This window comes from Floridaenema aerugineum BLCC-F46 (assembly GCF_041929345.1).
GTDB classification, from domain to species: domain Bacteria; phylum Cyanobacteriota; class Cyanobacteriia; order Cyanobacteriales; family Aerosakkonemataceae; genus Floridanema; species Floridanema aerugineum.
Genome location: NZ_JBHFNQ010000206.1, coordinates 46,351 through 71,915, shown reverse-complemented (window position 1 = coordinate 71,915; position 25,565 = coordinate 46,351). Strand labels below are relative to the sequence as shown.

Sequence of the window (25,565 nt, the reverse complement as noted above, 5' to 3'; positions counted from 1 at the left end):
GGAGCCATGTTAGCAGTAATCTGAGAAAAACTGCTCATAGCTTATGGTTTCTCCCGAACAGATTAGTGCTGCTATTTCTACAATCGATCAGTTATCCAATTGGTTAGAAAATGCTGGGTTGGATCAAGTAGCGATCGCGCAATTTAAGTTTAACTCTTTAGCTGCTATGTATCCAGAATTAAAAGAAGTGGCAGAAATTGCTAAGTCTTTGATTGGAACAGCTTTTCCCTTGACTGAAGAAGGGATGACAGTTACACAACTAGCGACTATTGTTACAGAAAACTTAGGTAAGAAGATTAAACCAGAGCAAGTTAATCAAGCATTAGTAGAACTTGGTTATCAAGAACGAAATGAGGAAAAAAGAACCTGGAGTTTAACTGAAACTGGTAAAGAACATGGGATTTCTTTATTGGCAACATCAGCGACAAATTCTTGGAGTGGGGTTCAAGTAAAATGGTATCGTTCGGTGATTCCTATTTTAGTAGATTATTTCCCAGAACAAGGCGATTCATCAGCTGCTCAAGAGTCAACTACTAAAAGTAGTTCCAAAGGCAAAAAAGCTTGGACGATAGCGGAGCGAATTAAAGAGCAAAAATTGACATCTAACCCGGAACAAATTCAACTGATTCAAAGTTTTGCTGATGAATTTTACTTGGAACAGTATGGAACAAAACCACCTAGATTATCGGGGAGAAAAACGCCTACTTCGAGTTATCCATCAGAAGCAATAGAAATTGTCGATCGGGCTATTGAAAAGGTGTTTAATCCTAAGAAGAAGTCTGAGTTTTAGGTTAGAGTAATTATACCAATTTTTCGATTAACCATTGCATTAGTGAGCTAACAGTAATTGGCCTAAGTTATGTGCTGCTCTAGCTAAATTTGCTAAACGATTACCGCTAGCTCTAGCTTCAATTCCGATTTGGCGCATTTGCGTACAAGTACTACAATAACACAGAGGAATTGTAATTTTGGAATTAGGTAAAGCGGCTGTATATTTGGTTATTTGACTTCCTTTTGCTTGATAAAATTGGCCTCTAAATGCTTGTAATAAGTAGCTAGCTCCATCAAATGAATCAACACCAATTTCAGACCAAGCTTTTGCATAAACTGGAGAGGATAAACCGAATACATGAATATAACAATGAGGTAAACTATTACGAATTGCTGCTACAGATGCGATGTTTCTTTTAATATCGCTGGCGTTGATTACCATTCCACCAATACCTATAGCACAATATCCGATTTCGTAAAGTTTCAGGGCTGTTTCTATTTTTTCCTGTGTGGTTATTCCATGTGTAACAGCAATGGGGATACATTGAGGTAGTTCTTGTCGTGATAAATAAAGAAATTCTTTGGCACTATGCAAGTTAAATCTTCGCCGAAACCGCAAGTTTGAGCCAGGAATTAAGATATGATCTGGTGCGGTAATTAGGTCGTTATATGCGGGTGAATTTTTCTTGTACTGTGCAATTGCATACGCTGGGGTAACGAGTGTTTGTCCTAGAATTGGGATCTCTGCATTCTTGTATTTTACCGCTCCGCAATCCCAAAAAATCGGTAAATCTCTTGGGATTATAGTTCGGTTTACGGCTACCGAACATAACCAACCTGATGGTTGTCTTTCAAGGTATTCCCAAATTCCTCGTCTTTTCCCATTAATAGTGAAATAATCTCCTTTGCCAATTACAGCATAGTATTTTGGCAAGTGCATAGCTAATTTTTTTCTGGTTTTAGTTCAATAAATTGGTGGTGTTAACCACATCTTTCTTGAAGAAATTGACCAGTCTGGCCAACTTTACGTTCCAAAAAAGGCTGATAAATAACAGCAAGGAAAAGTTGATTAGGAGAAATATTTAAGTTAACGACAGAATCAGTATTTTAGCTTTTAAGTTGGCCAATTTCTTTTTCCAAAACCTGGCCAACATCTTCTTCTAAATACACCACCCCTAGCTAAACAGGTTGAACGATCGCTAATATCTCACTCCACACAATACTCAGCAATACAGGTGGCACTTCAGCTAACGGTACTTTGCACTTTTGCCAAAAGTACACTTCTCCCAGCTGCACTGCAAAATCTTCGGCGCTCACGGGTGGATCTCCCGCTCCTTCTAAATCAATTACCACTTCTAAATTCATTGACTCAAATTGTTTGCGATAATCAACTGTCGAACCATGTTCAAATTCTGCCGTTTTTGGTAGATAACCATGCTGCATCGCTCGTTGGCGTAACTGATGCCGACTTATGGAACGTCCAGCAAAATCCCTGATTTCAGTTACTTCCCGGCTAACTGTGGGTAAGGAATAGATGGCTGTCCAATTGTCAAATAATGGTGTAATTTGAAAGTTATTTAAGTGTTTTTGCCACGCCTGGGTTAATTCATGAGAAAGCAGAGTTGCTTGAGCAAGACGCACGATCGCTGTAGGTGAGACAGTAACAACATTATTTTCAGCATCAATCAAACTACCATTTTCTTGAGGGCGAAAAGTTTGTATGGGATAAACTGAATTCTCGGCAAAAACTGCCCAAATCAAACGTTGACACAATCTTCTAACAATTGGATGTTGATGCAGAAAGATTTCCCAATCCGAAAAAGTCCAACTGCGTTGAGTGCAAAGAGCTTCATATAGCCGAGTTTGCTGTTGCGATCGTACTAACTCCAGCTGCTTTTTAGTTGCTGTCCACTGTTGCTTAGCAGTTTTCACCAGTTCTGCATCATCGTCTTTACGTGCAGTAGGGAGAGACTTGAGAACTTTGCCGCTATCATCAGTCAAAACCAGCTTGCATTCTGCATCTAAATGAGCCGTAAACTGACGAGAGCCATAATCTAGCAAGAGCGTACCATTTTCTGCCAATCCACACCAGGGAATAGTACGATCGCCTAGTTCTGCTAATGTCCAACCTTGACGTTGAGCCAATTGTTGAACGCATTGCTGTGCGGCTTCTTGAATTTTGGCAGTACGAAAGCGGTTAGCAACAGATAACAACAACTGAATAGCAGCAAAATCATCGCTCCAAGTCAGCATTTGCAACAAAGCAAGACATTGCGCTAATCGATTGCCAAAATAAGTTTTTAGATAGCGATTAATAATGGGAACCATCGACGCACCGCCGCAGGCTCCTGCTACTGCCAAAATCCCCTTTTCCTTCACCGCACTCGTTACTTGTGTATCCTGGTTAATCCAGCTTTCCAGAACAAACTGCCCAAACTGCTGACGCTCCTCTACATTCCAGAGTTTGACATATTGCCGCAACACCGGACTCGGTTCTGGATTTTTCTGCTGGTAGCTTTGCACAATGAACCAAGTGAGAATTTCAGTAGCCACAGGTTCTTCTGTATCCTGCCAGTGAACTAAGGGTAATGCGCCAAAAGGGAACCAGGACAAGGCTTTAGGAATTCCTTTTCGCAGTCCGGCTTGTGACTCTTGCAGGAGTTGAGAGCGATCGAGAAACTCATCAATCGAAGCACCCAGCTTTTCGAGCGATCGCAGCAGCGCATCTCGCACCGTTTGGGTAGGTTGGCGGCGTAGGGCTGTCTGAAGTTGGGGAATGGCAGTGCGATCTAAAAGGCGAGTCAACCATTGAATTGCGATAATTTGAATTGCTGGCTCGCTATGATTAACCAATTGATGCAACCGTTCTTGAGTTCCGGGGCGATTAGCTAGGCAGCGTTGTGCTAAGGGCATTTCCGCTTGCACTCCGTTCAAGGCGATATCCCAAAGTTGAGGAATGAAGCGGGCAGGTAGTTGGGGAAACAATTCTAAAATTCGGAAAAGCTGGCGACGGGCAGTTTGTTCATGAGTGTAGTAAATCTGTGGAAAAGGGCCTAACTCAAACAAAACATCTAAAATTGACAACCGTTCCGCGAAATACTCCCAAATCGCTTGCTCATCCCAAGACCAAAACGGCGATTCCTCCCAAGTTAACATCTTCTTTGCGATCGTATCCCCTGAAATGCCCAAAGCTTCAAAGCCAGATACTAGATAACGCAGACTACTATTGGGTTGACGGCGTTGACACCAGGGTTGCAAAACGCTACTCGTGCTAATTTCCGATTCTGCCCAGTGCAAACATTGAGGAATCGTTGGAGTTGGAACTAAAGTCTGGGATTGGGTAGGTATTCGTTGCATTAACAAGAGCAGACGAGTCACATGAATTAGGTCTAACTCCGGGATTTCCAGCAGTTGCCGAAACTGAGGATGAACCAGCGAATGAATTAGGTAATGATATATAGGTTGGAGCGCGAAACATTCTGCTGCTGTACCAAACTGAAGACATTCAAATACGCGATCGACAAAATCGGATGACGGCGGTTGGGGCAGAGGAATGCTGGGATATTGATGGCACTGCTGTTCTTCATATTTCGCTTGGGCTAGTTCGTAGAATTGATTGAGCACCCTATTGATTTCCTCGCACACCGATGTTGGTAAGGGAGCTTCTAGCACAACCCCCGGCAAAGGTGATAAGAGGATTCCTACTTCAGGCGCATTCAGGATTGCTAAGTAGTACAAGGCTTGCTCAATGGCATCCTTAACTGTTGCAGTCTGTTCAATTTCTAGCCTTTCTTCCAGAAACAAACGGGCTTCGATTCCGATTAAATCCATCAGTAATCTAGCAGCATGAGTACGTTCTAAGGCTGTTCCGGTTTGAGCTTTGGCTCTTACGAAAGGAACCATTGCGCTAGCTTCTCGCTGTAGTACCATTAAGGCGGCGGCGCGTTCAGTTTTAGAATTAGCAGTAGCGCGATCAACCAACAACGCTGCGAACGGAATCGGCGACATCTGACAGACTGCAAGCATATCCAAAGCATGAATTCGTGCTTCTACCGCCGCATGACACAAGGCTTCTCGAATTACGGACTCGTGCTTGAGACTGTAGGCACTAAACTCAGGTACACTTGCCCCAATCCAAGCGAAACGCAACACCTCACTAGGTTCTGCTTGTCGAATATCTGCTAGAAATACTAATTGTGCTAGTGTGTCGGTGCGATCGCCAAACCGCACCAAGAGAGACTCAATTAAATGAGCAGTAATGGCTCTAGGTGGAGTCAGCGGCTGTTCCAAAATGTGCCAATTATCCGCCAAAAACAGGAGAAATAGGCGCAACCAACCGATAGAAAGCCATCGCAAGTTCTCTGCTTCAACGGTATATATTCGAGTCAGTCGATAGTAAAACTCGATGTCTTGCGTCGTCAAAGTATGCAGCATCTGATAGCGAAGTGCAGGGGACGGATTAGGGTTCCAGTTCCGAAACTCTACACTACGCTCATCTGGCATCAGCATGAAACGTTCCTGTAACTGCTGCAAAATAGCATCATCCCCACCTTCAACTAGATACTGAAGAATTGCTTGAGGAATTGGTTCTCGATACCGCCCAAAATCTTGCAAAATCAGTTGAACGGACTCTGCCGATAAAGCTCGCGCGTTGCTTTTGGGTTGATCTCGATCCATCTGTTGCACCAGTCCACTGTGTTCCACCATAACGACTGGATCGCATGACTGTCTGTAATTGTTTCTAACTCGTTATGCTGAAGTTCAGCCGTTAACCTTGGTAATCAATCACATGATTGGCTTTATCCTGGCTTTCATTCTATTTATCAGCCCAACTTTGATTATTTTGTCGATCGCATTGAGTCAGTTTGGCTTGGTTTGGAATTTACTTTGGATATTGGCAGGCTCAATAATTGGTGGTTTGCTATTTGCCATCGCAGGTGCAGTGTTCTACACGCTACAGATTCAAGAGGAGGATTGCCGAACAGGACCACCAGAGTCAGGTGCGATCGGTGCAGGTCTTGGTAGAAGCATTGTCACGTTGGTTTTTATGGTGATATTTGGTTGGATTGGCTCTGGCGGAGGAGCTTTTCTTGCATTCAAATATTTGTCTTCTCGATAATACAAGCAGTGTTCAGTTTAGATAACTTCATCTTTCTATGCTTATATTTGCATAAAGTTACAATACATACAGTTTTGTTGAGAGTTATCGGAGTTAATAACCTTAGTACCTTTCCACTGCCTAACTCATGTTTGACTTAACTGCTGCCGACTACTCCCTTTTGTCTTGGATTCATCAGTCTGGGATAGCTGCTCACTCTCTGTCCCTCCGCTTCCATCTGGCGAGTTTAATCGTTTGTTGTCAAACTATAGAGGATGCAACTAATTTATGGGAACTCCGCTCCATCCTTCAACTTTCTGACATCGAGTTGTGCTTTCGAGTCAATGGCGTTTTTTATATGGCTACCGCCATTAGATAATTGCAGAATTAATCAAAACCAAACCCAGAATGAGCTTTTGGCTTTGTCACATCATCTCGGATCGATCGCGAATAATCACGCTGGCGCGATCGTATAGCGTGCCGTTAGGCACATCATTAATATAGACAAAGCCTAATTTCAGTAATTGTGGCTATTGTGGGTTCTCGACTTGAGTTTTAATCGTTTGCCAAGCAGATAATACTCCATCCATCCATCCCTGTGCGAAGGTAATGCGGCAAGGGGGATCTACTTCTAGTAAGTAAGCAAAATCTGCATCCAATTGGCGTGCTTGTTGGGGACAATCTTTTTGATCCAAGTAAGAAAATAGATAGTCGAGCACATCTTCATCGAGGGCAGTTGCGAGAGACTGAACTCGTTCAAAATGACGAAAATCTTTGTAGGACAATTTAGCACTGGAACGAATTCCTAATTCAAAACCTTCTTGACGAACTTTGTTGAGGAGTACTTTTTTTTCTGACTGAAGGCGTTGGACTAGATTTTCGTCTTCGGCAACTTGGGTTTTGAGTTCTTCGATTGTAATAGCCATCTCTAATGCCTCCTGGCAAACTGCGGAAATATTGAAGCGTTGTTTAACGGGTTGAAGTCGAGCAAATAGTGACTCTGGAACTGCTATGGTGACTCTTTGACTCACAACTCCCTCCCGCGTTTTGTGTACATTTATACAGTATCAGGATTAATTGCATAATTGCTGGCAATTAAATAAATTGTTACATAACATACAGTTTCCTATGAGAAAGTATGCAACAAAGGGGCGCTAGCATAAGGCAGAGGTGTTCTCATCCTCCGGTTTTAAGTGTCCACTCAATAACCGACAATTCTGCAAACAGTCTACAAATCAACTTACCTTTGAATTCATAGAGTAAGTCTTGAGGACTCAGAAAATGCTTTGTCAGAATATAGATTTAATCCGAACTCTCTTCCAAAGCCGCTTAGCGACTCTTGAACATCTCTTGAAGTCAGCGACAACTCATTTTGGTGATGACGAGTCGTTCCTAAATAAGCGCATTGCGGCTGATATGTTGCCCTTCGGTACACAGGTTGCTTTCACCTGTAATCAACCACGTAACTTTGCTCTCTGGTGTGATGGCAAACCAGCGAATAATCTAGATCCAGATGTGACATCGCTCGCGCAGGCATACGAACACATAGCAAACACTCTTGAACTTCTTGTGGGTATTAACGCTGTTGATGCAAAGCTAGCTGAGGTAACGCGCATTGACTTAGGCCAGAGCCTCTACATCGAGTTATCTGGGAATGCTTATGTAAATGAATTTCTAATTCCAAACTTTTACTTCCATCTGGTTACGGCTTACGACATTCTTCGCATGGCAGGAGTGCCAATTGGAAAACGAGATTACATGATGCACTTGGTACCATTAATAAGAAAAGAATGAAGCCTAACAATCGTGGTGCAACAGATTATTTATTGTTGTCGCCCCTTAAAATCATAAGACCACGCTCTGTACTCAGGGCATGGTCTTCATTAAATATATTGAAAATTTAAGTGTTTCTCATACAATTTAATAGTAAACCAGGCCGTTTACGAATACAGCCGTAAAATTACGGATTACACAAGTTTATTTACTAGGTTTATCGCCGCAACTCCTCAACTGTACTCAAGGCTCTAACTGAAAACCACGTTGCTCCTGCTTTCGTTCCCGTTGCAATTGCTCTGTTTCTTGTGCTTCTATTAACAACTGCTGCCATCGTTGAAAGAATTGTATATCAGCTTCAGTCAACCGCCCTCGTTCTACAGCTTGCCAACTATTATCCTTATATATAGCCCTCATCAACTGCCTCGAATCGCTATTCCTTACCAATACCAATTCATCTTCATCCCAACCAGCCGTATACTGCTTACTTTGATGTTCGTTTTCACCAATATGATGCAGGTAATTACTAACAATTTGCGCCACAATTCTAGTCCGCTTTAACTGTACTTCTTCAACATCTGCTGGTAAGCGATCGCTACCTCTTTGAATAGCCCGATCGTGTCCGCTACAATAGTTGACACCTTTATACTTTTGAAGTCCGGGAAAAGTGTACTCCCTACCCAAATGAGTACCGCTAATTGCAATGCCATCTAACTGATAGGAAATACCGTGATTGCCAGTGTGCGTGTAACCAACCCTAACATCAATTCCTTCATTTTTAAGTCGATTAATTAATTGTGGCATCGTCGGACAATCAGTTGCCGCTTCATCAATATAATTCTGCAACTTCTCGCGTACGCTGTCTTCTCCAGTCCTCTGTCTCTGTCGCCATTCTCCAGTTGTGGGACTTCTTCTATCTTTTTCCCAACTAGAATGCGCTGCTTCCAGTTGATAATCTCGTTCTAGTTGGCGAATCAGTTGTTCGGAACGTCTGTAGTCCCAACCGTCATGTACACATTCTCCAGTTAACTTGATTCTACTGGCAACTATGTGGATGTGGTCGTGAGAGCGATCGACATGACGAACTATCACATATTGATTATCATTAAAGCCCATTCCGTTGAGATAATCTTGGGCAATGGCAATCCATTTTTCATTATCCAACTTTTCTCTAGCTGGTACTGATAAAGAGGCATGATAAACCACTCTTTCTACTCTGGGATTCAATGCCTTTAAAAAGCGAAATTCAGCAGCTAATTCGCGTGGGTTTTCACCAACCATGTTACCGCCAATCAATTGTGCTCCTTCTTTATCGAACAGGTAGTTGAGCAATCCCCGAAATCCCCTACCTTTAACTTGCTTCCCAATCATCGCCATCCTCTAAGTCTGCTATTACATCAATTTCAACTAGTTCTCTTCTGACTTGTTTGAGCAGGATTTCCAAATTTTCCAGCAGTTTGGGATTGGCAGGTGGAGTTTGACCCAACTTAATAGCGGCGTTAGCAGCTAGAGTTAGTTGGTTTAAATTGATGCTGATTTTGGTTAATTCTCTGTAAGTGTCGGCTGCGATGTGCGTTACCTTGCGCGGTAATTGTTGTTTGAGCGTACTAGCTCGAAATAATTCACTCAAAGAAAGTCCAGTTTCTTGAGCTTTTACTTCAGCTAATTCTCGCTCTTTCTGTGTTAGCCGAATGATAATTCTCTTGGAACGTTGCTGCTTGCTCAATTAACCATACCCAAATTGTGCTACGAGTGTCTTCCTGTTGGCAAGCTTGCTGCCCCGACAATGCTGTTAGAAGTGCAAATGTATAAACATTGGCATGGCTTGCTCTCCAATACGACCATAGCGACGCTCTCGACAAACCAGTATCATCCAAATGGTCGAAATGGGTAGGAATTCGGAAAAAAACACCGCAAATACTGAATTTGGCACAGTAAAAAATGGAATTAAGTGGGTTTAAGGCGACTAAACCTCGCTAATCGAATCTGGCTTGGCACAGATATTGGCTAATATCTGTGCCAAATTATGTAGTTTCTAAGCTGAGTACAATTACTATTTTTTTATTTGGAGGAAGTGTGAGGAAGTAATTGGGCTACCAACTATCGCCGTGAGTTGGTGCTTTCTCGCGTCATTGCTGCCATCTTGAGTCCCGCTCTAGCAAGCGCTGCCGTTCAGCTAGACGTTCATCGCTATTTAACTGAAGTAAATTCACAGTCGTGCGCCCTTCTGGAGTCAGTCCCACAATCGTTACTTCCTCAAGCCGGAAGTGTTCGTTCCATTCCTGTGTACGTGGGTTGAAGAGAAAACTAAAAGCTTTTGTCTGTGGGTCGAACGAACCGAGGTCACTACCTTTGTGACGATTGCAGCGCCAGCAGGCGAGGGCTAGATTATCGGCATCGGTGGCACCGCCGTGTTTTTCTGCGATCACATGGTCAACTTCGTGGGGGAAGAAAGCCACGCTCGCTGGAAGTAGGCAATACTCGCATCTATAGTTGGCTCGCTCTTCGACGAGGCGGCGCAGTGCAGCAGAAATATAGGTCATGCTGAAGACCTGGTTATATAAGGCAGGCTACCAGTTTTGAGCATGATGACCAAATGTTCGATCCGTTCGTACTCATCGAGTTCCATACGCTCTGCTTCTGTGAGTTCGTCTGCGCGGAGGCGGGCTAGCAGGGTACGCAGGCGTTCCTGCATCTCCGGTGTGGGGCCAAAGGCGGCAATTTGTTCGGGGGTGGGGTTACTGGCTAGAAAGTTGAGGATGTAGCGGTAGATGTGGGCTGGTAGTGCAGGTTGTTGAAGGCTCAGGGCAAGTAGCTCCGGGAGGCGATCGCCAAGGAGCTCCAGTTGGTCAGAAAGTTCGGACGGTACTTCTAGAGTAATTCGAGCCACAGTCTCACTCCGCGTTAATCAAATCGTTGCAGCTTTTTTCTTGCCATCATTACGATAGCAACAAAATTAAGGAATTTAAGACACTTAATTCTGTCAGCTTTCAATCAGGCTTTTACAGAAAAATGCTGACTCAAGGCAGCGATCGCTGCCCATTAAACTTTGACTAAATCACCTGTACAGTGAATCGGTAAACGTTCCTGATAAGCTTTAATAGCTAAGATATAATCACGATCGGTTAGTTCGGTTTTTATTTCTTGCAATTCTTCAAAAATTGTACATAGTAAAGTAATTTCTCCACTTAATTTATCAATTAATGGAGTAGCAATTTGTATGACTACACCTTGCACGGTGAAGTTGGGACAATTGGTAATGAATTCGCTTAGTATATCAACTTGGTCACGATTTTCTACTGTCGATAATGTTTTTAATATATCGCTGATTCTTTCGGCATAATGTCCTAAATCATGTTGCAGAGGTAGCAAAATTTCATATTCAGGAGCAGCATCTTTTTTTAGTCGCCAAATTGCCCCAGCATCATTATAAATCCGCCCGGTTTCATGCCAACCTGTTGCTTGCAAGTGTGCTTGGATTACGTTAGGGTTAACGGTTTTGAGAATTTGACTATCTTTAATAGTGACTTTCATGGCAAACTTCCAAAACTTATGCGTTGAATGATGCCTTGGAGTGCATCAGGCGTAAATTGATGACTATCTTCGTCATAATCCAATTCTGGAGGAGATTGAGTCAGAACTTGAACGCGATCGCCTACCAAACCATAACCCAAACTTCTATAATTCGTGCCCAGCCCAGAACGCAGTGTAATGCGATTTGGGTTAATCATACGCTGCTCGTTGCGTTTATTTCGATTCGTTGCGTTGGCTTCGATTATCGTCTATAGTGGGGATGACATGGAGCGAGTGAGAGTGAGCAATTTCAATAGATAAAAATAGAGAGAACTGTATGGCAATTTCTACTGCTTATAACAAACCTACAATTCCCACAGAAGAAGATGCCAAGCTTTCTGAACAGAGTAGCCGGATTTTGGCTCCTTTGATTCGGTTAGCGCAATCTAAGCCCACTCAGCAACTTAAAGTAGTTGAAGAAAATGGCACTGAGCAGGTAGTTGAGATTCCGGCAACAGCTTTTCACTTACTAGTGGATATTCTTTCACAGATGGCTCAAGGTAATGCAGTAACACTGATTCCTATTCACGCAGAACTGACAACTCAAGAAGCCGCAGATATTTTAAATGTTTCACGTCCGTTTCTGATTAAGCTGATTGAATCGGGTGAATTACCTTATCGGAAAGTTGGACGGCATCGCCGTATTTTCTTTAAAGATGTCATGAAATACAAGCAACAAATTGACAATCAACGGATGCAAGTTTTAGATGAACTTGTCGCTCAAGCCCAAGAGTTAAACATGGGTTATGACTGATGTATCCTTCAAGTTTTACGGCACTTTATGATGCTTGTGTTTTATATCCCGCACCGTTACGAGATTTTCTTGTCCAGTTGGCATTGACTGATTTATTTAGAGCAAAATGGACAGACCAGATACATGAAGAATGGATCAGGAATGTGCTAAAAAATCGCCAAGATTTGACGATAGAACAATTAACTCGGACTAAGGAGTTGATGAATAGTTATGTGCGTGATTGTTTGGTTATAGACTACGAATACCTAATAGAATCAGTTGAATTACCCGATCCAGATGACCGTCATGTTTTAGCAGCAGCAATTAAAGCGGGTGCGGATGTAATTGTTACATTCAATCTTTCAGATTTTCCCGAAAACATTTTGCAGAAGTACGATATAGAACCGCAACATCCCGATGAGTTTATTTCTGATTTGGTCGATCTGAAACCAGGTAAAATAGTTGCAGTAGCAGAAATTTGCCGACAGCGATTAAAAAATCCTCCCAAATCTATTGATGATTATTTAGAAACTTTATTGCAGCAAGGGTTGAGTATTTCTGTGTCAATGCTTCGGGAAATTTACAATGATTTTTAATACTTTATTGTTTAGTTGCGAGTAGAATAACTAAGAAGTGATTGGCACTTTCTCAAAGGAGACAACTATGGCAGTAGCAGGAAAATTGGAACTTACCATTAAAATCAACGACTTTCCCACCAATGTCGAAACGGTGGACAACGGTTGGAAAAAGTTTGAAGTTGATTGTGATGGTCGAATTGCTAGTATTACAGTCAAACCAAAAGTATTTAAGAAACTAGAAGAAGCACAAGCGAATTATCCGATGTGGGTAGCAGCGATCGCAGGAAAAATGGGCGAACTAACTGATAAAGGATTTGTGCTGAACGAGCCAAATATTCAAGTTTTTGAACGTAAGCCGAAAGCTCCTAAAGAGCCAGTTGCTACACCATCTGCTGAATAAATATTATGAGGAAATCAGGGAATTTTTAACTACTTGGGACAGCAAAGATTACTGCTGACATCGCAGGTTTGGGGAACATAATCACCAGAACTCGTCCACTGTGGACATTGGTTATTAACGCAGGAACCAGTTGGCACGCTGCCGTTGGAACATTTCAAACTGCTTAACAGTTGGCAAGAACCTTCCACACAGGTATAGCCTGTTGGACAAGGGTTTGCCGAGTCGCACGTAGGAGAAAGCGCATTACGCGCACAACATCTACCTCGACCATCATTTCCTGCTTTTGGATCGCAGGCGTAACCACTATGGCAATAAAGACCGTCAGTGCCATCAGTATCTCTCAAGCAAGGTGAGATGGCGGGTTCCCCCCAACTGCAATATCCTAGAGTTTGCGCTTTAGCAGGAGTTGGGAGTAACAACAATAAAGCCACGATTACAACCACACAAACACGAAAGAATGCTGGGTTTTTCATGAGTATAGGTCAACAAATATTGACTTGAGGATACTATTTTTCTAAAGCCAACAGTTTGTATTAAATTTCGTAGTTATCTTTCAAAAAAGAATCTATAACACTTTCCATCAAATCAAATTGATTGGCATTCTTATTATCCTGCCAATGCTGAAGTGCCTCGATATTTCTAAAAGTTAATGCCGCCTTTAAGCGACCTATTCCTTCCTCATAAATGTAGAGTGGAATTTCTTCTATTTCTGGTAGCGGTTGTTTCGCTTTTTCTGACCAGCAAGCCTGCAACGCAGCTAATCTACCTTCCAAGTCAGAGTGTTGACTGCTAATTTCAGCCATCAACTTAGCCGTTTCATTCGGGTCAGGAATTAATATATCATCTCGGTCAAAAAAGTAGTCGTAAGGAGGTTGTAATAACTCTTTATTTGATGGATCGTTACCATCAAATAATCTATTAACTATTCTAATTTTAGTAACTTTAGCTGCTCGTCTATTAATTCTTTTATCGAAAAACTCAATAGCTTTTACTGCCCGCTCAAAAGAACGAACCTCTAACAACATTTCGTTATCTCGAAAGAAAAAATCTCCGATTACGATCGGGCGATGTTCTTTAGAAAGTTGATTATATGAAATTTCAAATCTTAGTTTTTTGGCTTCATGTTCGTACTCCCATCGCCACCGATTTAGTTGAGATTCAAAATATACACATTTCAGCTTTTGGAAAGCTCCTATCACAGTTTTCTGGTTGAACACCTGATAATATATTCTGACTGGCTGCTGTGCTTCTCCAGTCAACGTGGTAATTAAATATCGATCGGATTTCATAAATAAACGCTAATCAGTGTGGGAAATTTTATTAAATCATAACTAAATAGTTACCCCTTGGTGACAGCAGTAAGATTAAATATGTATAAAGCCATCCGAGGAAGACATGATGAACCTTCCACTTACCGATCTATATGAAACCGACTTTTACGCTTGGACACAAAAACAAGCTGACTTATTGCGTCAACGTGACCTAAATAATCTTGATCTGGAAAATTTGATTGAGGAAATAGAATCTTTGGGTAAACAAGATAAACGAGAATTAGTAAGTCATTTAAAAATTTTGATTGCTCACTTACTAAAATGGGAATTTCAACCTACCCATAGATCTAGAAGCTGGGTATTTACAATTCGTGAACAACGCGAAGAGATTGAAGACCTTTTAGAAAGAAGTCCTAGTTTAAAACCTTATCTGTCAGAAGCAATTGAAAAAGCTTACAAACGTGCGATAACTTTAGCAGCTAAAGAAACAGGGATGAAACTTCGAGAATTTCCTTCTCTCGTTCACTATACCTGGGAAGCAATAGAAAACTCTGACTTTTTACCCGGAATTCACCTTGATTCTGATGACGACTTACTTGATTAACAGTTGAGGACGGAATTAATCATATAAACTTCACTGCTGTTTCCAGCTTATTCCTGCATCCCTTCGTATAACAATCGGGCAAATAATCGCGCACCATCATCTTTTTTCAGTTCATTGTAAGAAGGCGGTTGTCGAATACCAACCACTCGCAAATCTGATAATAATTCAGGATGAAATTGGCAGGTAAACGAACGCCGAATTAGTTTACTTTCAAAATCTTTGTAATTGATACAAGTAGCCGAACATTCCGTCAACACCTCGCCTTCATGAGCAGTTGAACAAAGTATTTCGATCGTATATGGCATTTGCATCAGCCAGGATAAAGAACTTCCGGCTAAAATATGACGGTGGGGAATAATGGTATTGTGTAACAGAAGATATGCCCAGTTAGCAAACAATATTGCTTCTTCATTCACTTCATCAGAATGAAACATAGCAATATTCAGTTCGTGTTCGTACTCGATCGAAGTATCAATTACCCCTTTGAACTCATCCGCCGTTACTTCATGGGCTGTAATTAACTCTTGGGGAATTCCCGATGTTTCACTATTAGGAGATTGATAGTGAAGTAACTGGCGATCGCCAACTTCTTTAAATTCATTAGGCGCAACAGCAAATTCTGGTTCGTGCCAATTTTGGGCAACTACATTACCATTTTTTTTCTTAACTTGTAGAGAATTACCAACACTTTCAATTTGCTGACAAACAGTTTGCAATGCTTTTAGAGCTTTACCTTGAGGATCGCGTTGTAATTCTGTTAAATTCAGCACTTGTTGCACAGCTTTCTGAATTAGATGAATATGTGCTTGGGCTGCTAATTGATGACTTAAACAAATAAAAATTGCTGGCGCACTAGTAGGCGAGCGCGATAGTAATAATTTCTCTACAAATAAGTGTAATTCTGCTAGTGAAGACTTACTTCCAGCAAAGGTAGAAGCATCTCGCACCGATGGTTCGCCGCCTTCTAGCACTACCGCTAAACCAGAAGAAATCACAGGAATAACTGTTTCTGGATCTAGCAATCCTGATGACCATAATGGGAATAAAATTGAGTCACAATCAGCAATAGTTTGAGCGATATAAGCAACATTGATAGAAGCACGGACGTGCTCTCCTAATGGGTTATAACCAACGTGGTCCCAGGGTTCAACGATCGCGATCGCATTGCGAAATAGTCGCGGGTGTTTCATCAAAAATTCAAAGTCTTCCTGAGAGTTAATCACTTTTTCTAGTGGCTGACCTTGACCCCAGTCAAAACTACCATTTTCAGACAGTAATGATTTTTCCAGCAAAGGGTTTTCGGAATGGCGATACCGCTACGCGACGCTATCGCGAACGGCTAAAAAATGTCCTAGTAAAATATGTACCGATTCAAAGTCTGAACAACCTTGACTTAAATAACCTGGTGTTAGTCGCCAATTTTCTTTATCTGGTGAACTCTTTAATTCATTAATATTCAAGTTGCTTACTCATTAACGACACCCAAATTGTGCTATGGATGTCTCTCTTTTGGCAAGTCTACCACTGCAACAATGCTGTTAAAAGCACAAATGTATAAACAAAGGCATGGCTTGCTCTTCACCAAGACCATAGCGACGCTCAGTATCATCCGAATGGTCGAGCTGGGGGTTATTCGCCAAAAAAATGCCGCAAATTAGTGATTTTGGCACAGGTTTGGCACACTTAGGTATAGGTTTAAGTGGGTTTGAGGCGACTAAAACTCGGTCATTATGTAGGGCTTGGCACAGTTAATCGCCAATATTTGCGCCGAATTGTGTAGTTTTTGTGCTAAGTACAACTATCATTTTTACGTCTTTTGGTGGTGTGAGAAAAATACTCTGAAAAATTAGCGTATTGTTCAGGTAATTTAGGTGAAAAATTTGGATGAGCGATATCTATATCTGCGTAGATTGCGGTGGTTCTAATACCAAAGTTGTCTTTAAAACCAAGACGATGCACAAACCTGAATACTTGATGATGCCACCACAAGTCGAACCAATTTCTGCTGATAAACTAAAGAGCTATCAAGAACGTCAGGGCTGGATAGGTAATCCCGCACCGGAACAACAAGCTTGGTTGTTAGTTGGGGAGAAGATGTTTGTCGTTGGTGCTTTCGCTTCTAAATTCGACCCGACCGATCGAATTAGCGAACTGAAATATGAAAATGCACTGTACAAGGTACTAGCAGCAATTGGAGTAATTGTTCAAAAGTACAAGCTATCGACTAAAAAATTACTCAACATAGAATTAGCAATTTTGCTGCCTTGGAATGAGTATAGCGATCGACAACGTTTCCAAAAACAAATCGAAAAGTTTCTAGCTGATTATTCGTTCCGCGGTCAAAACATTAGAGCGAATTTGACCAATTTTTTCTGCCGTCCTGAAGGTGGTGGATTAGTGGCTTCTCGTGTTAGGGAACAAGGTGTACCTTGGTTGCAAGAAAGGCGATTGGGTGTGTTGATGTTCGGTCATCGAAATACAACTGCGCTTTATTTTGACCGAGGGGAACTTAAATCAGGGGATAGTCCGTTAATTGGCTTCTCAACAATGTTAGACCAAATTATAGATATGACTTCTGGTTTAACTCGTGATAGTTTGGCAATGGCAATATTCAAAGGAATTCAAGAAGCATCTTCAGAAATTTATCGAATAGAACAACAAGGTTATTCGGAAAAAGCTCGCACTTACCATCCTAATTGGGAAAAACTAAATGCAATCAAAGCTTTGGCTAGTGCTAAAGATTTGGGATTAAAGGAACAGGAGGTTATTGATATTGCTAAAGCCATTAAAATTGCTACGATTGATTATGGAGAAAAAATTGCTAAATGGCTCACTAAGGTTTTTCCAGAACCGTTAGATGAAGTGATTATTGGTGGTGGTGCTGCTAAATTCTTGGAACCGGAATTAGAGCAGTATTTCAATTGTGAACCACAAATAATTCGCGAACATCACACTGATAAAAAAGTTCGGGCATTTAGTTACCAACAGAGCGATTGTAACCAGGCTTTTACACCAATTGTTTGGTCGGCTGGCATCGGCAATCTAGTAGAAAAAACTTTTAGTTTGGGAACAAGAGAGGATGAAGAAAAGGCGTTAACGTTCCGTTTGGTGGATGCTTACGGCCTTTACGATTATATGGTTGCTAAAGTTATGGAGGGGCCAAAAAATGTCCAGAAGAGTGCGTAAAAGTTTGAGTTTGCGGTTACAACCTTATGAGGGAACGCCTTTGGCTGAAATTGCTTCTTATTTGAATTCTCTTGATAGACCAGAAGCTAATCAGCGAGTGGGAGATATTCTGACATTTTTATTGCCCATAGCCAGGAAATATAGTGGAGAATCAACTGAGGAGGTGGAAAAGGCTTATTGGAGTACTTATGCAACAATTGAAAGGCTTTTTTACTTGATGGCGCAAGAGTTGAGAATACAATTGCCCCAAGTACAAGTTCAGCCTGGGACAGGGATAGTAGCGAATATATCTGTGAATGGTAATAAGCTTGATGTGGCATCTGTTATGGAGTGGCAAGAAATGCCTGTTCCTCAAATTATGGGTAAAGGGACGGTGGCTGATGTCGATGCTTTGTTTGGGGATTGAAAGCTAAAAGTTAGTGAATTTAGCCATAAAACAGAGGCACAAGTAGTGGCAATGTTAATGTTTTGTTATCAAAGAATAAGCGAAAACAATTGGCTAATTCACTAACAATTTGGAGTATCAGTTAGCTAGTTTTTTACAATAAAAAGGGGGTTTTCCCCCTTGCCATAGTTTGAATTAGTGGTCAATCGAGGGGTGGGTGGTGGGCAAAGAATTAACCTGACTTTTTGAGCCAGGTTTTGATAGTTCATGAATGGTTAAATCATGTTATTGATTGCGTTCAAGTCGAGCGCGAATCTGCGCTTTGTGTTTAGCGCGTCGTTCGCGTACTGCATCAATGTCAGCTAACCCATATAGCCTGCGGGCATATTCGAGAAGTTCTTTGAGAGTAGCATCAGCATAATCAATTCGGAATTGTGCGTTATGTTCTTTCCAATCGAATTCGATTTCACCGTTGCTAAAACGAGCTTGAGCTTCAAGTTCGCGTCCGCTTTCTTCCCGCAATACTTCGATTAACATTAAGCGGCGTTTTTCATCGATTGAAATTACACGATCGAGCGCCTTGGTTACAGTTTGTTTGCGAGTGACAGTTGCAGTAGCCATTTGTTCACCTTTAATTTCGGTTGAATTGTTCATCAACACCGCAGCAATCGCTGCACTTAACAATTCAATTTTTTAGTTGTCGGATTTTGTAGTTAAACTGATAAAAAACTTCCCCACTACCAAACTAACGGTAGTGAGGAATTAGTTATTAATTAGCAAAATTTGAATTTTAGCTATGGTAGCGACTTATTCCAAATCGTCAATTTCATCATCAACATCAGCATCTTCATCCACATATTGTGAGCTTGAAATAGCTCCAATTTCGCTGCGAGCAATCCGTTCGTTGCGGATACCTCGATGCTTGGCACGACGAGCGCGAATTGCATCCATATCGTTCAATCCGTACAATATACGAGCAGCACGCATCAATTCTTTGAGTGGTGTGTCGCTATAATCTGCACGAAACTGAATGTTATGTGTTTCCCAATCAAATTCAGTGCCGTTAAAACGAGCTTCATTATTTAGCTCTCTTCCCGATTCTTCCCTTAAAACCTCTAACACCATTAAACGCAGTTTCTCGCTATAATTAATGCACTTATCGAGTGCTTTAACATGAGCTTTTTGAGCTTTGTTGGTATTAGCTGTATTGGTTTTACGAGCTTTATCAGTTGTAGCCATTTTGCCGTTTTCCTTAATTCAGATTAGTTCATATCCACAGCAGCGATCGCTGCTATTTCCACTTCAATTCAATTCAGTTCAACATTGCTGTTGAGCAGCTTAAAAAAATTACTCTGCTAATAAATAGCAGAGCAATTTACGATTAAACTATGAGGAAATAGATAGCGAATGAAGCAGATTAATCTAGGTCTTCTTCGTCCTCTTCTTCATCAGCATCCATTTCGTCCTCAGTATCGGAATCATCTTCTTCTTCACTGTCCGAATCTTCTTCACCGTCTTCGTCCAAGTCTTCTTCGGAGTCGTCGTCTTCCTCATCTTCATCGGAGTCTAAATCATCAAAATCATCGGATTCATCTTGCTTGTTATAGCTATTGCGTTTAGCGAGGGATTCTTGATTAAATTTGACCAATCCTTTAATCGCTTCAGTAGGGTCAAGCTCGAAAACGTCGTATAGTTTTGCCATAACAAGAGCAATGACTTGGATATCGTGGCGCAGTGCATCCGGCTGTCCAAATAAGGCAGGAAACACTTCGTTATTCCAACGTTGCCAATTCATTGTTTTGCCGTTTTTTTTCAACTGCGCGGCAATATCCAATCCGAGCTTTTCTTTGGTGGCATGACCTATTTTAGTTTGCAGTCGTTTTTCTCGAAGTTGAATTTTGACTCCAAACTTTTTCAGGATAGTAGTTCGGACGCGAACTAAAAGTGCATCTGCCTGCTCTTCAATAGTAAGTGCTGGGCGACTGCTGCCGTTACTGCCGTTAGATTGAGAAGCTGTTGCTCGACTTTTGGAATTAGCAGTAGCACCATTGCTTTTGCCATTTGAGTTACTCGTTACGTTTAATGAACGCGAGCCGTTTTTAGTAGTTGTAGCCATGAAATTTGATTTTAATTACACTACTTCACGGCTATTTGCGCCGCTAGGCGCTATCAAATTTCACTAATTATTCGATTAAATTCAATTAATTCAAAGATTACAGCTATATTGCTTTGGTAATCAGCCAGAATGCGTAAATTAATTAATTAGTTAAATGAGTCGATTCATCCTGAAGGATTGGAATTACCTGGGTGGTTGTTAGACAGTTGGTTGATGGCAAGCATAACAAAAGCTGGGTTAATCGAAATAGTAAGCCGTGAGTATTTCTTGAAGTGGTATGCGTACTATTAACGATTGGCTGGGGTTGGCAAAAAAAAGCATCAAGATTGTCGGATTAGAGTATTACACTACTGACCGAAATAAGGTATTGACACAGTTTTATCAATGGGGACAAGAACTGCAATTACCTGTTCTGTTTTGGAACTCTGGTTATAGTTGTTTTCAGGAAGTTATTAGTAGGGATGGTAAGTGCATTTTACAAAATACTGACTTTTCTCTAGATGCGGATGTACCTCAGTTTTTATTAGAAAAAGGGAGAGAAGGCATTTATCTTCTTGAGGGACTTTTAGACTTTGAAGAACACAGTTATACTCGTGCATTTCAACTAACGAATGCTTATTATCACTTATCTTGGTCTAGCACTCGTCAGTACTGGGTAATGCTGGAAAACTACATTCAGTTACCAATCAACTTGCAGCCTTTGATTCCGGTACTGACTACCCCAATGCCCGATCGCGAAACTGTGCAAAGGATAGTAACATCTTTTTATACTCAAAACCAGATTTGTGATAGTTCAAGTTCAGCACTTGTTCGAGCTTGTCAGGGATTACCTGAAGGTGAAATCGAGTTGGTGTTGGAACGGTCGTTACCATTTGCTTATACAGTAGAGAAACTGGCAGATTTGGTACTCGACCATAAGGTTAACAAGCTGCGGGGGCGCGGTTTGGAGTTTATTGCCAAACCGGATGTTCCGAATGCAGGTGGTCTAGACCTTTTGGATGAGTCGCTTTCCCAGGTCGCTTCTCTGCTGCGTCCAGAAGCTCAAAAATACGGTTTGAAGTTTCCCAAGGGAATGATCCTTTGGGGGCCACCGGGTACTGGTAAAAGTTTGAGTGCTAAACTTGCGGCTAAGAAGATGGGAGTGCCACTGTTAGCGGCTGATTGGGGTTCGATTGTTGGTGCTTCTAGACCTGATTTTGCTCTGCGCGAACTTCTGGAACTGACTCAGGCTTTAAGTCCTACTATTCTCTATTGGGATGATTTTGATAAAGGTTTTGCGGGGTGGGATTCTAATGCCGATGGTGGTGTTTCTCGGCGCTTGTCGGGGAAGTTATTAACTTGGATGCAGGAACACGAATATCCAATTTATATTGTGGCGACTGTTAATCGTTTGGGGATGTTACCGCCAGAATTAATTCGTCGATTTGATGATATTTTCTTTGTTGATTTGCCTCATGAAGGGGCGATGTATGAAATTTTCAATCTACATTTACAAAAGTATTTTCCAGAATTTCGTCATGCTTCTATTTCGCCTTGGACGGATGATGAATGGCGAATTTTGCTAAGGGATTATAGGCTTTGTACGCCAGCCGAAATTGGTAATGCAGTGAGAAAATGTGCTGAGGAAATCTACTATCGCCATCAGGTACAAGGTCAACAGCCGGATGAGTTGAAGGTAACGTTGGATGACCTCCGGCAACAGCGTTATCAGTTTACGCCATCGATGCTGCGTGATGAGGAGCAGATTCTGGCAATTCGCAATCAAGCGACTTATGCTAAATCGGCTAGTGGGGAGGATCGATCGCGTTTTTCTCTTCCGCTACAAGAATTGTTTGGTTAGCGGATCTTGAGCAAATTTTAGTTTAAAACACCACTCCACTCACGTAAAAAAGGTAACAAGAAAGTAATTGGTGCTTGTTCTTCAACCTTAACTCTTAAAGCAGTCGTAGTACCAGGAGTAAGCTTCATATTTGGGCCTTTGGAAGAAGACCATTTATAACCACTAAAATTACTTGATTCTGATACTAATTCAGCAATAACTTCCACTTTTGCCGTCTTACCAGTCAATGTATCTGCAAGTTCAGCATTACCTAATTTAGAAACAGCAGTACTAGAAGTAACCGGATAAGCAGAAACAGATTTTACAGTAGCTACAATACCTCCAAATCGTTCTCTTTTTACAGTATCTGGTGTAATTTGCATAGTCATTCCTGGTTTAATTCGTTTACCATCTTTGACATCAAAGTAAGCAATACTAGTTAGAGCAACCTTACCTTGTTCTTGAGTTTGTAAACTACCAAGGCGCGTTCCCGGGCTTACCACTTGTCCTTCCACTGCACTAACTTCCAAAATACACCCTTCTTGAGGGCTTTCAATTTGACTACGCTCTTTGATCTGTTGTTCAATTTGGGCAATAGTGCGATCGACCTCCGCGATTTCATTTTTTCGAGTATTTAATACTTGTAAATTTTCCTGCTCTAATCGTTTGTTACGAATATCTAATTCTTGCAATTGAGCTTGGATTTCCGCAATTTGACTACGATTATCTCGAAAAGTTTTTTCAGTGCTAATTTCCTGGGTATTAAGTTGCTGTAATTGAGTTTGAATATCAGAAACTTGACTACGGTTTTCGCGGAAAGATTTATCAATTCCAACTTCTTTACTATTTAATTCCTTTAACTGAGCTTCAATGCTAAAAATTTGCTGGTGATTTTCCCGATAAGCATTTTCGGCTTCTAAAATTGTATCCAGTGAAATCGCACCTTGAGCTTGTAATTGTTTTCGTTTTTCTAAGCGCTGTTTTAATACTGGACTTAAATCTTTAATATCTTTAAGTTGTTGCTCAAGAGCACGACGTTGTTGCTGGATAGCGCTTAAATCTCGTTCTTTAGTAACAAACGCTAAAGCTTGGATATCTTGAAGACGTTGTTGTAAAGTTTGACGTTGTTGTTTAATAGTAGCTAAAGCTTGCTCTTTAAGCGTGGGAGAAAGAGATTGCAAATCCTGTAGTTTTTGAGTAAGACTCTTGCGAGTAGTTGCGATCGCTTCTTGCTCAACTTGAGTCCGCTGTGTTTGCAGTGAATTACTATTATCAGCTTGTAAAACTAACTGTTGACGTTTAGCTTGTTGTTGTTTAAGTTGTTCTTGTAACTCAGTAGGCTTAATTGTTCCTAAAATTTCGCCTTTTTTGACACACTGATTATCTTTAATTGATAAAGATTCTAATTGTCCAGCAAGCGGGGATTGTAACTCAACAACTCTTTGTGGTGAAATTAATACTCCTTGTCCTGTTACAGTCAAAGGAATTCTACCAACGAAGCTCCAAACTAGCGCCATTACTGTTAATCCACCCACAGTTAAAGCCGGAATAAAATCTTTAGGTTTTACCACCTGCATAAGTTGATCGAGGCGTTCGGGAGAAGTTACAGATTCTAAAGATTGTTGTTGATTTGAATTATCATTTATATCAGAAGAAGTCATAGTATTTAATTTCCTTGTAGTCGATTTATCATCCATTTAAACCTGGTTCCAGCTAGTAGAGTTACCTCTAGAACGTCTAGTGGGATTTCATCTTCATACTCAATATCATCTAATAATTCTTGGTCTTGGCTATAAGCTTTTTGACCAAAACCACGTTGAACTAAACCTTCCCGTAAACGGTCAATTAATACTAAAGAGATAGCCCGATAAAAACGAGTTGCAAAACCGCGATCGCTCTGAAATTTTTCTCTTAATAATTCTTGCGATACAGCTAATATTAAAGAATTTTCCGCACATTTAATACTTGCTGAAGCGTTACCTGATTCTACAAAAGACATTTCCCCAACAATCTCTCCACTCGCCCGTCGAGCTAATTCTTTTTCTACTGATTTACCATCAATAATCATGGAAAATATAACGGCTAAATTTCCTTGTAATAAAAAGTACAAAGCTTCAACAGGTTGGTCTTGTTGAATTAAAACTGTTCCAGCAGGAGCATTTTCTTTCCGACCGCGAGTAACCATCCAATCGATATCATTATCATTAAGGATAGCGAAAAGAAATAGCACTTTTCGTAATGCTTGTCCCGGAACTATTTTGCTTTGTGCTAGTAATTTAGAAAGGTTACGCAATCGAGAAGATAAAATAGCAGCAAATTCTTGATAAAGTCGAGCCGCAAAATCTGGATCTCGCTCAATTTTGATTTGCAACTTTCGTTTAGATAGAGCTAATATTTGGCAATATTCAACTGTTTTAACTGTAGCAGAGGGAAGGCGATCGTCAATAAAGGACATTTCACCAATAACCTCACCTTTCCCACAACGAGCAATTTCTTGATCGCTGTCATAATTATGCTGAGAAATTAGAATAGCTACAGTGCCTTCGAGGATAAAATAAATTGAATCAGAAGATTGACCTTCTTGAATCAAAACTGTACCGATAGACACTTCTTGATAAGTGCCAGTTTGAGTTATCCACTCTAAATCAGGAGGTTGGAGAACTCTTAAATTTTCAAGTTGGGTTAGTACAGGTGACATACGTTAGTTTCTATCTTAAGATTTTTCGGTATAGCTAAATTTAATGATCCATTATAAGCTTCTTTAGCAGCAGCATAATGATTCTCTGGTACCTAAATCTAAACCAAAGCGATTTAAAAATCGATTTTTAGTAACCCGCTTAATTAACCCAGCAATTAAAAAAACTATTACCGACTGAAAAGCTAAATTTACTATCAAACCTAAAGAAACTTTGATAGTTCCTAGATCAAACAAAGTCGCTGTGAATATATGAGATAGTTTTTGCAGAAATTGCTGGTTTTGTGGTGAAAAAAGATATTTGCTTAATTCCATCGTTAATTACTCCATAAAATTGCAAATATATGCACTAATCATTTTCATGTCAATTTGGCAAGCAATTGGGCTTCCATTTTACAAAGCCGATCGTCAATAAGAACTTTACTGAGACCGTAAGCGATTGCTTCTGTTAATTTGGAGCTTTAACTAATCTCCTATAAGAAAAGACTAAATACTTCTTTTGGTAGATGGCATCTAAGACTATATTAATTTTCGACAATTCGTTAATCTTTGCCAATAGGGTA

The 25,565-nt window shown here is 40.9% G+C and carries 28 protein-coding genes and 1 pseudogene; 11 read left to right on the top strand and 18 right to left on the bottom strand.

Features of this window, described 5'->3' with window-relative positions; all coding sequences use genetic code 11:
• Window positions 1–43: 43 nt before the first annotated feature.
• Window positions 44–790: a hypothetical protein gene (locus tag ACE1CC_RS27450; protein WP_413273615.1), complete on the top strand. Its 747-nt coding sequence runs from the start codon at window positions 44–46 to the stop codon at window positions 788–790.
• Window positions 791–829: 39 nt separating this feature from the next.
• Here ACE1CC_RS27450 and ACE1CC_RS27445 read toward each other — a convergent pair whose 3' ends face one another.
• Both ACE1CC_RS27445 and ACE1CC_RS27440 read right to left on the bottom strand, forming a co-directional pair.
• Window positions 830–1,711, bottom strand: a complete 882-nt coding sequence (locus ACE1CC_RS27445; RefSeq protein WP_413273614.1) for a hypothetical protein — start codon at window positions 1,709–1,711, stop codon at window positions 830–832.
• Between the two features lie 239 nt (window positions 1,712–1,950).
• Complete coding sequence (locus tag ACE1CC_RS27440; RefSeq protein WP_413273613.1) at window positions 1,951–5,478, bottom strand: DUF4132 domain-containing protein; 3,528 nt, start codon at window positions 5,476–5,478, stop codon at window positions 1,951–1,953.
• Between the two features lie 28 nt (window positions 5,479–5,506).
• Here ACE1CC_RS27440 and ACE1CC_RS27435 point away from each other — a divergent pair, with 28 nt between their 5' ends.
• Window positions 5,507–5,890 (top strand): hypothetical protein, encoded by a 384-nt coding sequence (locus tag ACE1CC_RS27435; protein ID WP_413273612.1) that lies wholly within the window; start codon window positions 5,507–5,509, stop codon window positions 5,888–5,890.
• A gap of 323 nt (window positions 5,891–6,213) precedes the next feature.
• On the top strand, window positions 6,214–6,345 hold the full coding sequence (locus ACE1CC_RS27430) for a hypothetical protein (RefSeq protein ID WP_413273611.1): 132 nt from the start codon (window positions 6,214–6,216) through the stop codon (window positions 6,343–6,345).
• A gap of 54 nt (window positions 6,346–6,399) precedes the next feature.
• Here the strand turns inward: ACE1CC_RS27430 and ACE1CC_RS27425 are convergent, their stop codons facing one another.
• Complete coding sequence (locus tag ACE1CC_RS27425) at window positions 6,400–6,900, bottom strand: PLP-dependent aminotransferase family protein (protein WP_413273610.1); 501 nt, start codon at window positions 6,898–6,900, stop codon at window positions 6,400–6,402.
• Window positions 6,901–7,150: 250 nt separating this feature from the next.
• On the opposite strand from ACE1CC_RS27425, the gene ACE1CC_RS27420 reads away from it, so the two are divergent.
• On the top strand, window positions 7,151–7,663 hold the full coding sequence (locus ACE1CC_RS27420; RefSeq protein ID WP_413273609.1) for a DUF1993 domain-containing protein: 513 nt from the start codon (window positions 7,151–7,153) through the stop codon (window positions 7,661–7,663).
• A gap of 222 nt (window positions 7,664–7,885) precedes the next feature.
• Here the strand turns inward: ACE1CC_RS27420 and ACE1CC_RS27415 are convergent, their stop codons facing one another.
• From ACE1CC_RS27415 to ACE1CC_RS27390, 6 genes are all read right to left on the bottom strand, one after another.
• Entirely contained in the window at window positions 7,886–9,013 is a 1,128-nt protein-coding gene (locus tag ACE1CC_RS27415) for a relaxase/mobilization nuclease domain-containing protein (protein WP_413273608.1), read from the bottom strand.
• A complete protein-coding gene (locus ACE1CC_RS27410; RefSeq protein WP_413273607.1) occupies window positions 8,994–9,368 on the bottom strand; it encodes a plasmid mobilization protein in 375 nt (124 codons plus the stop codon). The genes ACE1CC_RS27415 and ACE1CC_RS27410 overlap by 20 nt, the downstream gene beginning before the upstream one ends.
• A gap of 403 nt (window positions 9,369–9,771) precedes the next feature.
• On the bottom strand, window positions 9,772–10,185 hold the full coding sequence (locus tag ACE1CC_RS27405; RefSeq protein WP_413273606.1) for an HNH endonuclease: 414 nt from the start codon (window positions 10,183–10,185) through the stop codon (window positions 9,772–9,774).
• Window positions 10,182–10,532: a hypothetical protein gene (locus ACE1CC_RS27400; RefSeq protein WP_413273605.1), complete on the bottom strand. Its 351-nt coding sequence runs from the start codon at window positions 10,530–10,532 to the stop codon at window positions 10,182–10,184. The genes ACE1CC_RS27405 and ACE1CC_RS27400 overlap by 4 nt, the downstream gene beginning before the upstream one ends.
• A gap of 152 nt (window positions 10,533–10,684) precedes the next feature.
• Window positions 10,685–11,176, bottom strand: coding sequence for a hypothetical protein (locus tag ACE1CC_RS27395; protein ID WP_413273604.1), 492 nt, complete (start codon window positions 11,174–11,176; stop codon window positions 10,685–10,687).
• The gene (locus tag ACE1CC_RS27390; protein WP_413273603.1) at window positions 11,173–11,373 is read right to left on the bottom strand and encodes a hypothetical protein; all 201 of its coding nucleotides are present in this window, start codon (window positions 11,371–11,373) and stop codon (window positions 11,173–11,175) included. The genes ACE1CC_RS27395 and ACE1CC_RS27390 overlap by 4 nt, the downstream gene beginning before the upstream one ends.
• A gap of 119 nt (window positions 11,374–11,492) precedes the next feature.
• Here ACE1CC_RS27390 and ACE1CC_RS27385 point away from each other — a divergent pair, with 119 nt between their 5' ends.
• The 3 genes from ACE1CC_RS27385 (at window position 11,493) to ACE1CC_RS27375 (ending at window position 12,926) form a co-directional block, all read left to right on the top strand.
• Window positions 11,493–11,969: a helix-turn-helix domain-containing protein gene (locus tag ACE1CC_RS27385; protein WP_413273602.1), complete on the top strand. Its 477-nt coding sequence runs from the start codon at window positions 11,493–11,495 to the stop codon at window positions 11,967–11,969.
• Window positions 11,969–12,544: a PIN domain-containing protein gene (locus ACE1CC_RS27380; protein WP_413273601.1), complete on the top strand. Its 576-nt coding sequence runs from the start codon at window positions 11,969–11,971 to the stop codon at window positions 12,542–12,544. The genes ACE1CC_RS27385 and ACE1CC_RS27380 overlap by 1 nt, the downstream gene beginning before the upstream one ends.
• A 67-nt stretch (window positions 12,545–12,611) precedes the next feature.
• The gene (locus ACE1CC_RS27375) at window positions 12,612–12,926 is read left to right on the top strand and encodes a hypothetical protein (protein WP_413273600.1); all 315 of its coding nucleotides are present in this window, start codon (window positions 12,612–12,614) and stop codon (window positions 12,924–12,926) included.
• 29 nt (window positions 12,927–12,955) lie between these two features.
• Here ACE1CC_RS27375 and ACE1CC_RS27370 read toward each other — a convergent pair whose 3' ends face one another.
• On the bottom strand, window positions 12,956–13,399 hold the full coding sequence (locus ACE1CC_RS27370) for a hypothetical protein (protein ID WP_413273599.1): 444 nt from the start codon (window positions 13,397–13,399) through the stop codon (window positions 12,956–12,958).
• Between the two features lie 60 nt (window positions 13,400–13,459).
• Entirely contained in the window at window positions 13,460–14,215 is a 756-nt protein-coding gene (locus tag ACE1CC_RS27365) for a hypothetical protein (protein WP_413273598.1), read from the bottom strand.
• A 106-nt stretch (window positions 14,216–14,321) separates the two neighbouring features.
• On the opposite strand from ACE1CC_RS27365, the gene ACE1CC_RS27360 reads away from it, so the two are divergent.
• Entirely contained in the window at window positions 14,322–14,801 is a 480-nt protein-coding gene (locus ACE1CC_RS27360) for a DUF29 domain-containing protein (RefSeq protein WP_413273597.1), read from the top strand.
• 47 nt (window positions 14,802–14,848) lie between these two features.
• On the opposite strand, the pseudogene ACE1CC_RS27355 reads toward ACE1CC_RS27360, so the two are convergent.
• A pseudogene (locus ACE1CC_RS27355) lies at window positions 14,849–16,261 on the bottom strand (hypothetical protein).
• A gap of 424 nt (window positions 16,262–16,685) precedes the next feature.
• On the opposite strand from ACE1CC_RS27355, the gene ACE1CC_RS27345 reads away from it, so the two are divergent.
• On the top strand, window positions 16,686–17,987 hold the full coding sequence (locus ACE1CC_RS27345) for a ParM/StbA family protein (protein ID WP_413273594.1): 1,302 nt from the start codon (window positions 16,686–16,688) through the stop codon (window positions 17,985–17,987).
• On the top strand, window positions 17,968–18,393 hold the full coding sequence (locus ACE1CC_RS27340; protein WP_413273593.1) for a hypothetical protein: 426 nt from the start codon (window positions 17,968–17,970) through the stop codon (window positions 18,391–18,393). Before ACE1CC_RS27345 ends, ACE1CC_RS27340 begins: the two co-directional genes overlap by 20 nt.
• Before the next feature lie 264 nt (window positions 18,394–18,657).
• On the opposite strand, the gene ACE1CC_RS27335 is transcribed toward ACE1CC_RS27340, so the two are convergent.
• From ACE1CC_RS27335 to ACE1CC_RS27325, 3 genes are all read right to left on the bottom strand, one after another.
• The gene (locus ACE1CC_RS27335; RefSeq protein ID WP_413273592.1) at window positions 18,658–19,026 is read right to left on the bottom strand and encodes a hypothetical protein; all 369 of its coding nucleotides are present in this window, start codon (window positions 19,024–19,026) and stop codon (window positions 18,658–18,660) included.
• Between the two features lie 153 nt (window positions 19,027–19,179).
• A complete protein-coding gene (locus ACE1CC_RS27330; RefSeq protein WP_413273591.1) occupies window positions 19,180–19,611 on the bottom strand; it encodes an aminoacyl-histidine dipeptidase in 432 nt (143 codons plus the stop codon).
• A 178-nt stretch (window positions 19,612–19,789) separates the two neighbouring features.
• Complete coding sequence (locus tag ACE1CC_RS27325; RefSeq protein ID WP_413273590.1) at window positions 19,790–20,488, bottom strand: hypothetical protein; 699 nt, start codon at window positions 20,486–20,488, stop codon at window positions 19,790–19,792.
• 277 nt (window positions 20,489–20,765) lie between these two features.
• Between ACE1CC_RS27325 and ACE1CC_RS27320 the strand changes: the two genes are divergently transcribed.
• Window positions 20,766–22,328: an AAA family ATPase gene (locus tag ACE1CC_RS27320; protein WP_413273589.1), complete on the top strand. Its 1,563-nt coding sequence runs from the start codon at window positions 20,766–20,768 to the stop codon at window positions 22,326–22,328.
• Window positions 22,329–22,345: 17 nt separating this feature from the next.
• Here ACE1CC_RS27320 and ACE1CC_RS27315 read toward each other — a convergent pair whose 3' ends face one another.
• The 3 genes from ACE1CC_RS27315 to ACE1CC_RS27305 form a co-directional block, all read right to left on the bottom strand.
• Complete coding sequence (locus ACE1CC_RS27315) at window positions 22,346–23,968, bottom strand: NHLP bacteriocin system secretion protein (protein ID WP_413273588.1); 1,623 nt, start codon at window positions 23,966–23,968, stop codon at window positions 22,346–22,348.
• 5 nt (window positions 23,969–23,973) lie between these two features.
• Entirely contained in the window at window positions 23,974–25,005 is a 1,032-nt protein-coding gene (locus ACE1CC_RS27310) for a cyclic nucleotide-binding domain-containing protein (RefSeq protein WP_413273587.1), read from the bottom strand.
• A gap of 63 nt (window positions 25,006–25,068) precedes the next feature.
• Window positions 25,069–25,317 carry a hypothetical protein gene (locus ACE1CC_RS27305; protein WP_413273586.1) on the bottom strand — a complete coding sequence of 83 codons (249 nt, stop codon included), beginning with the start codon at window positions 25,315–25,317 and terminating at the stop codon, window positions 25,069–25,071.
• Window positions 25,318–25,565 lie beyond the last annotated feature (248 nt).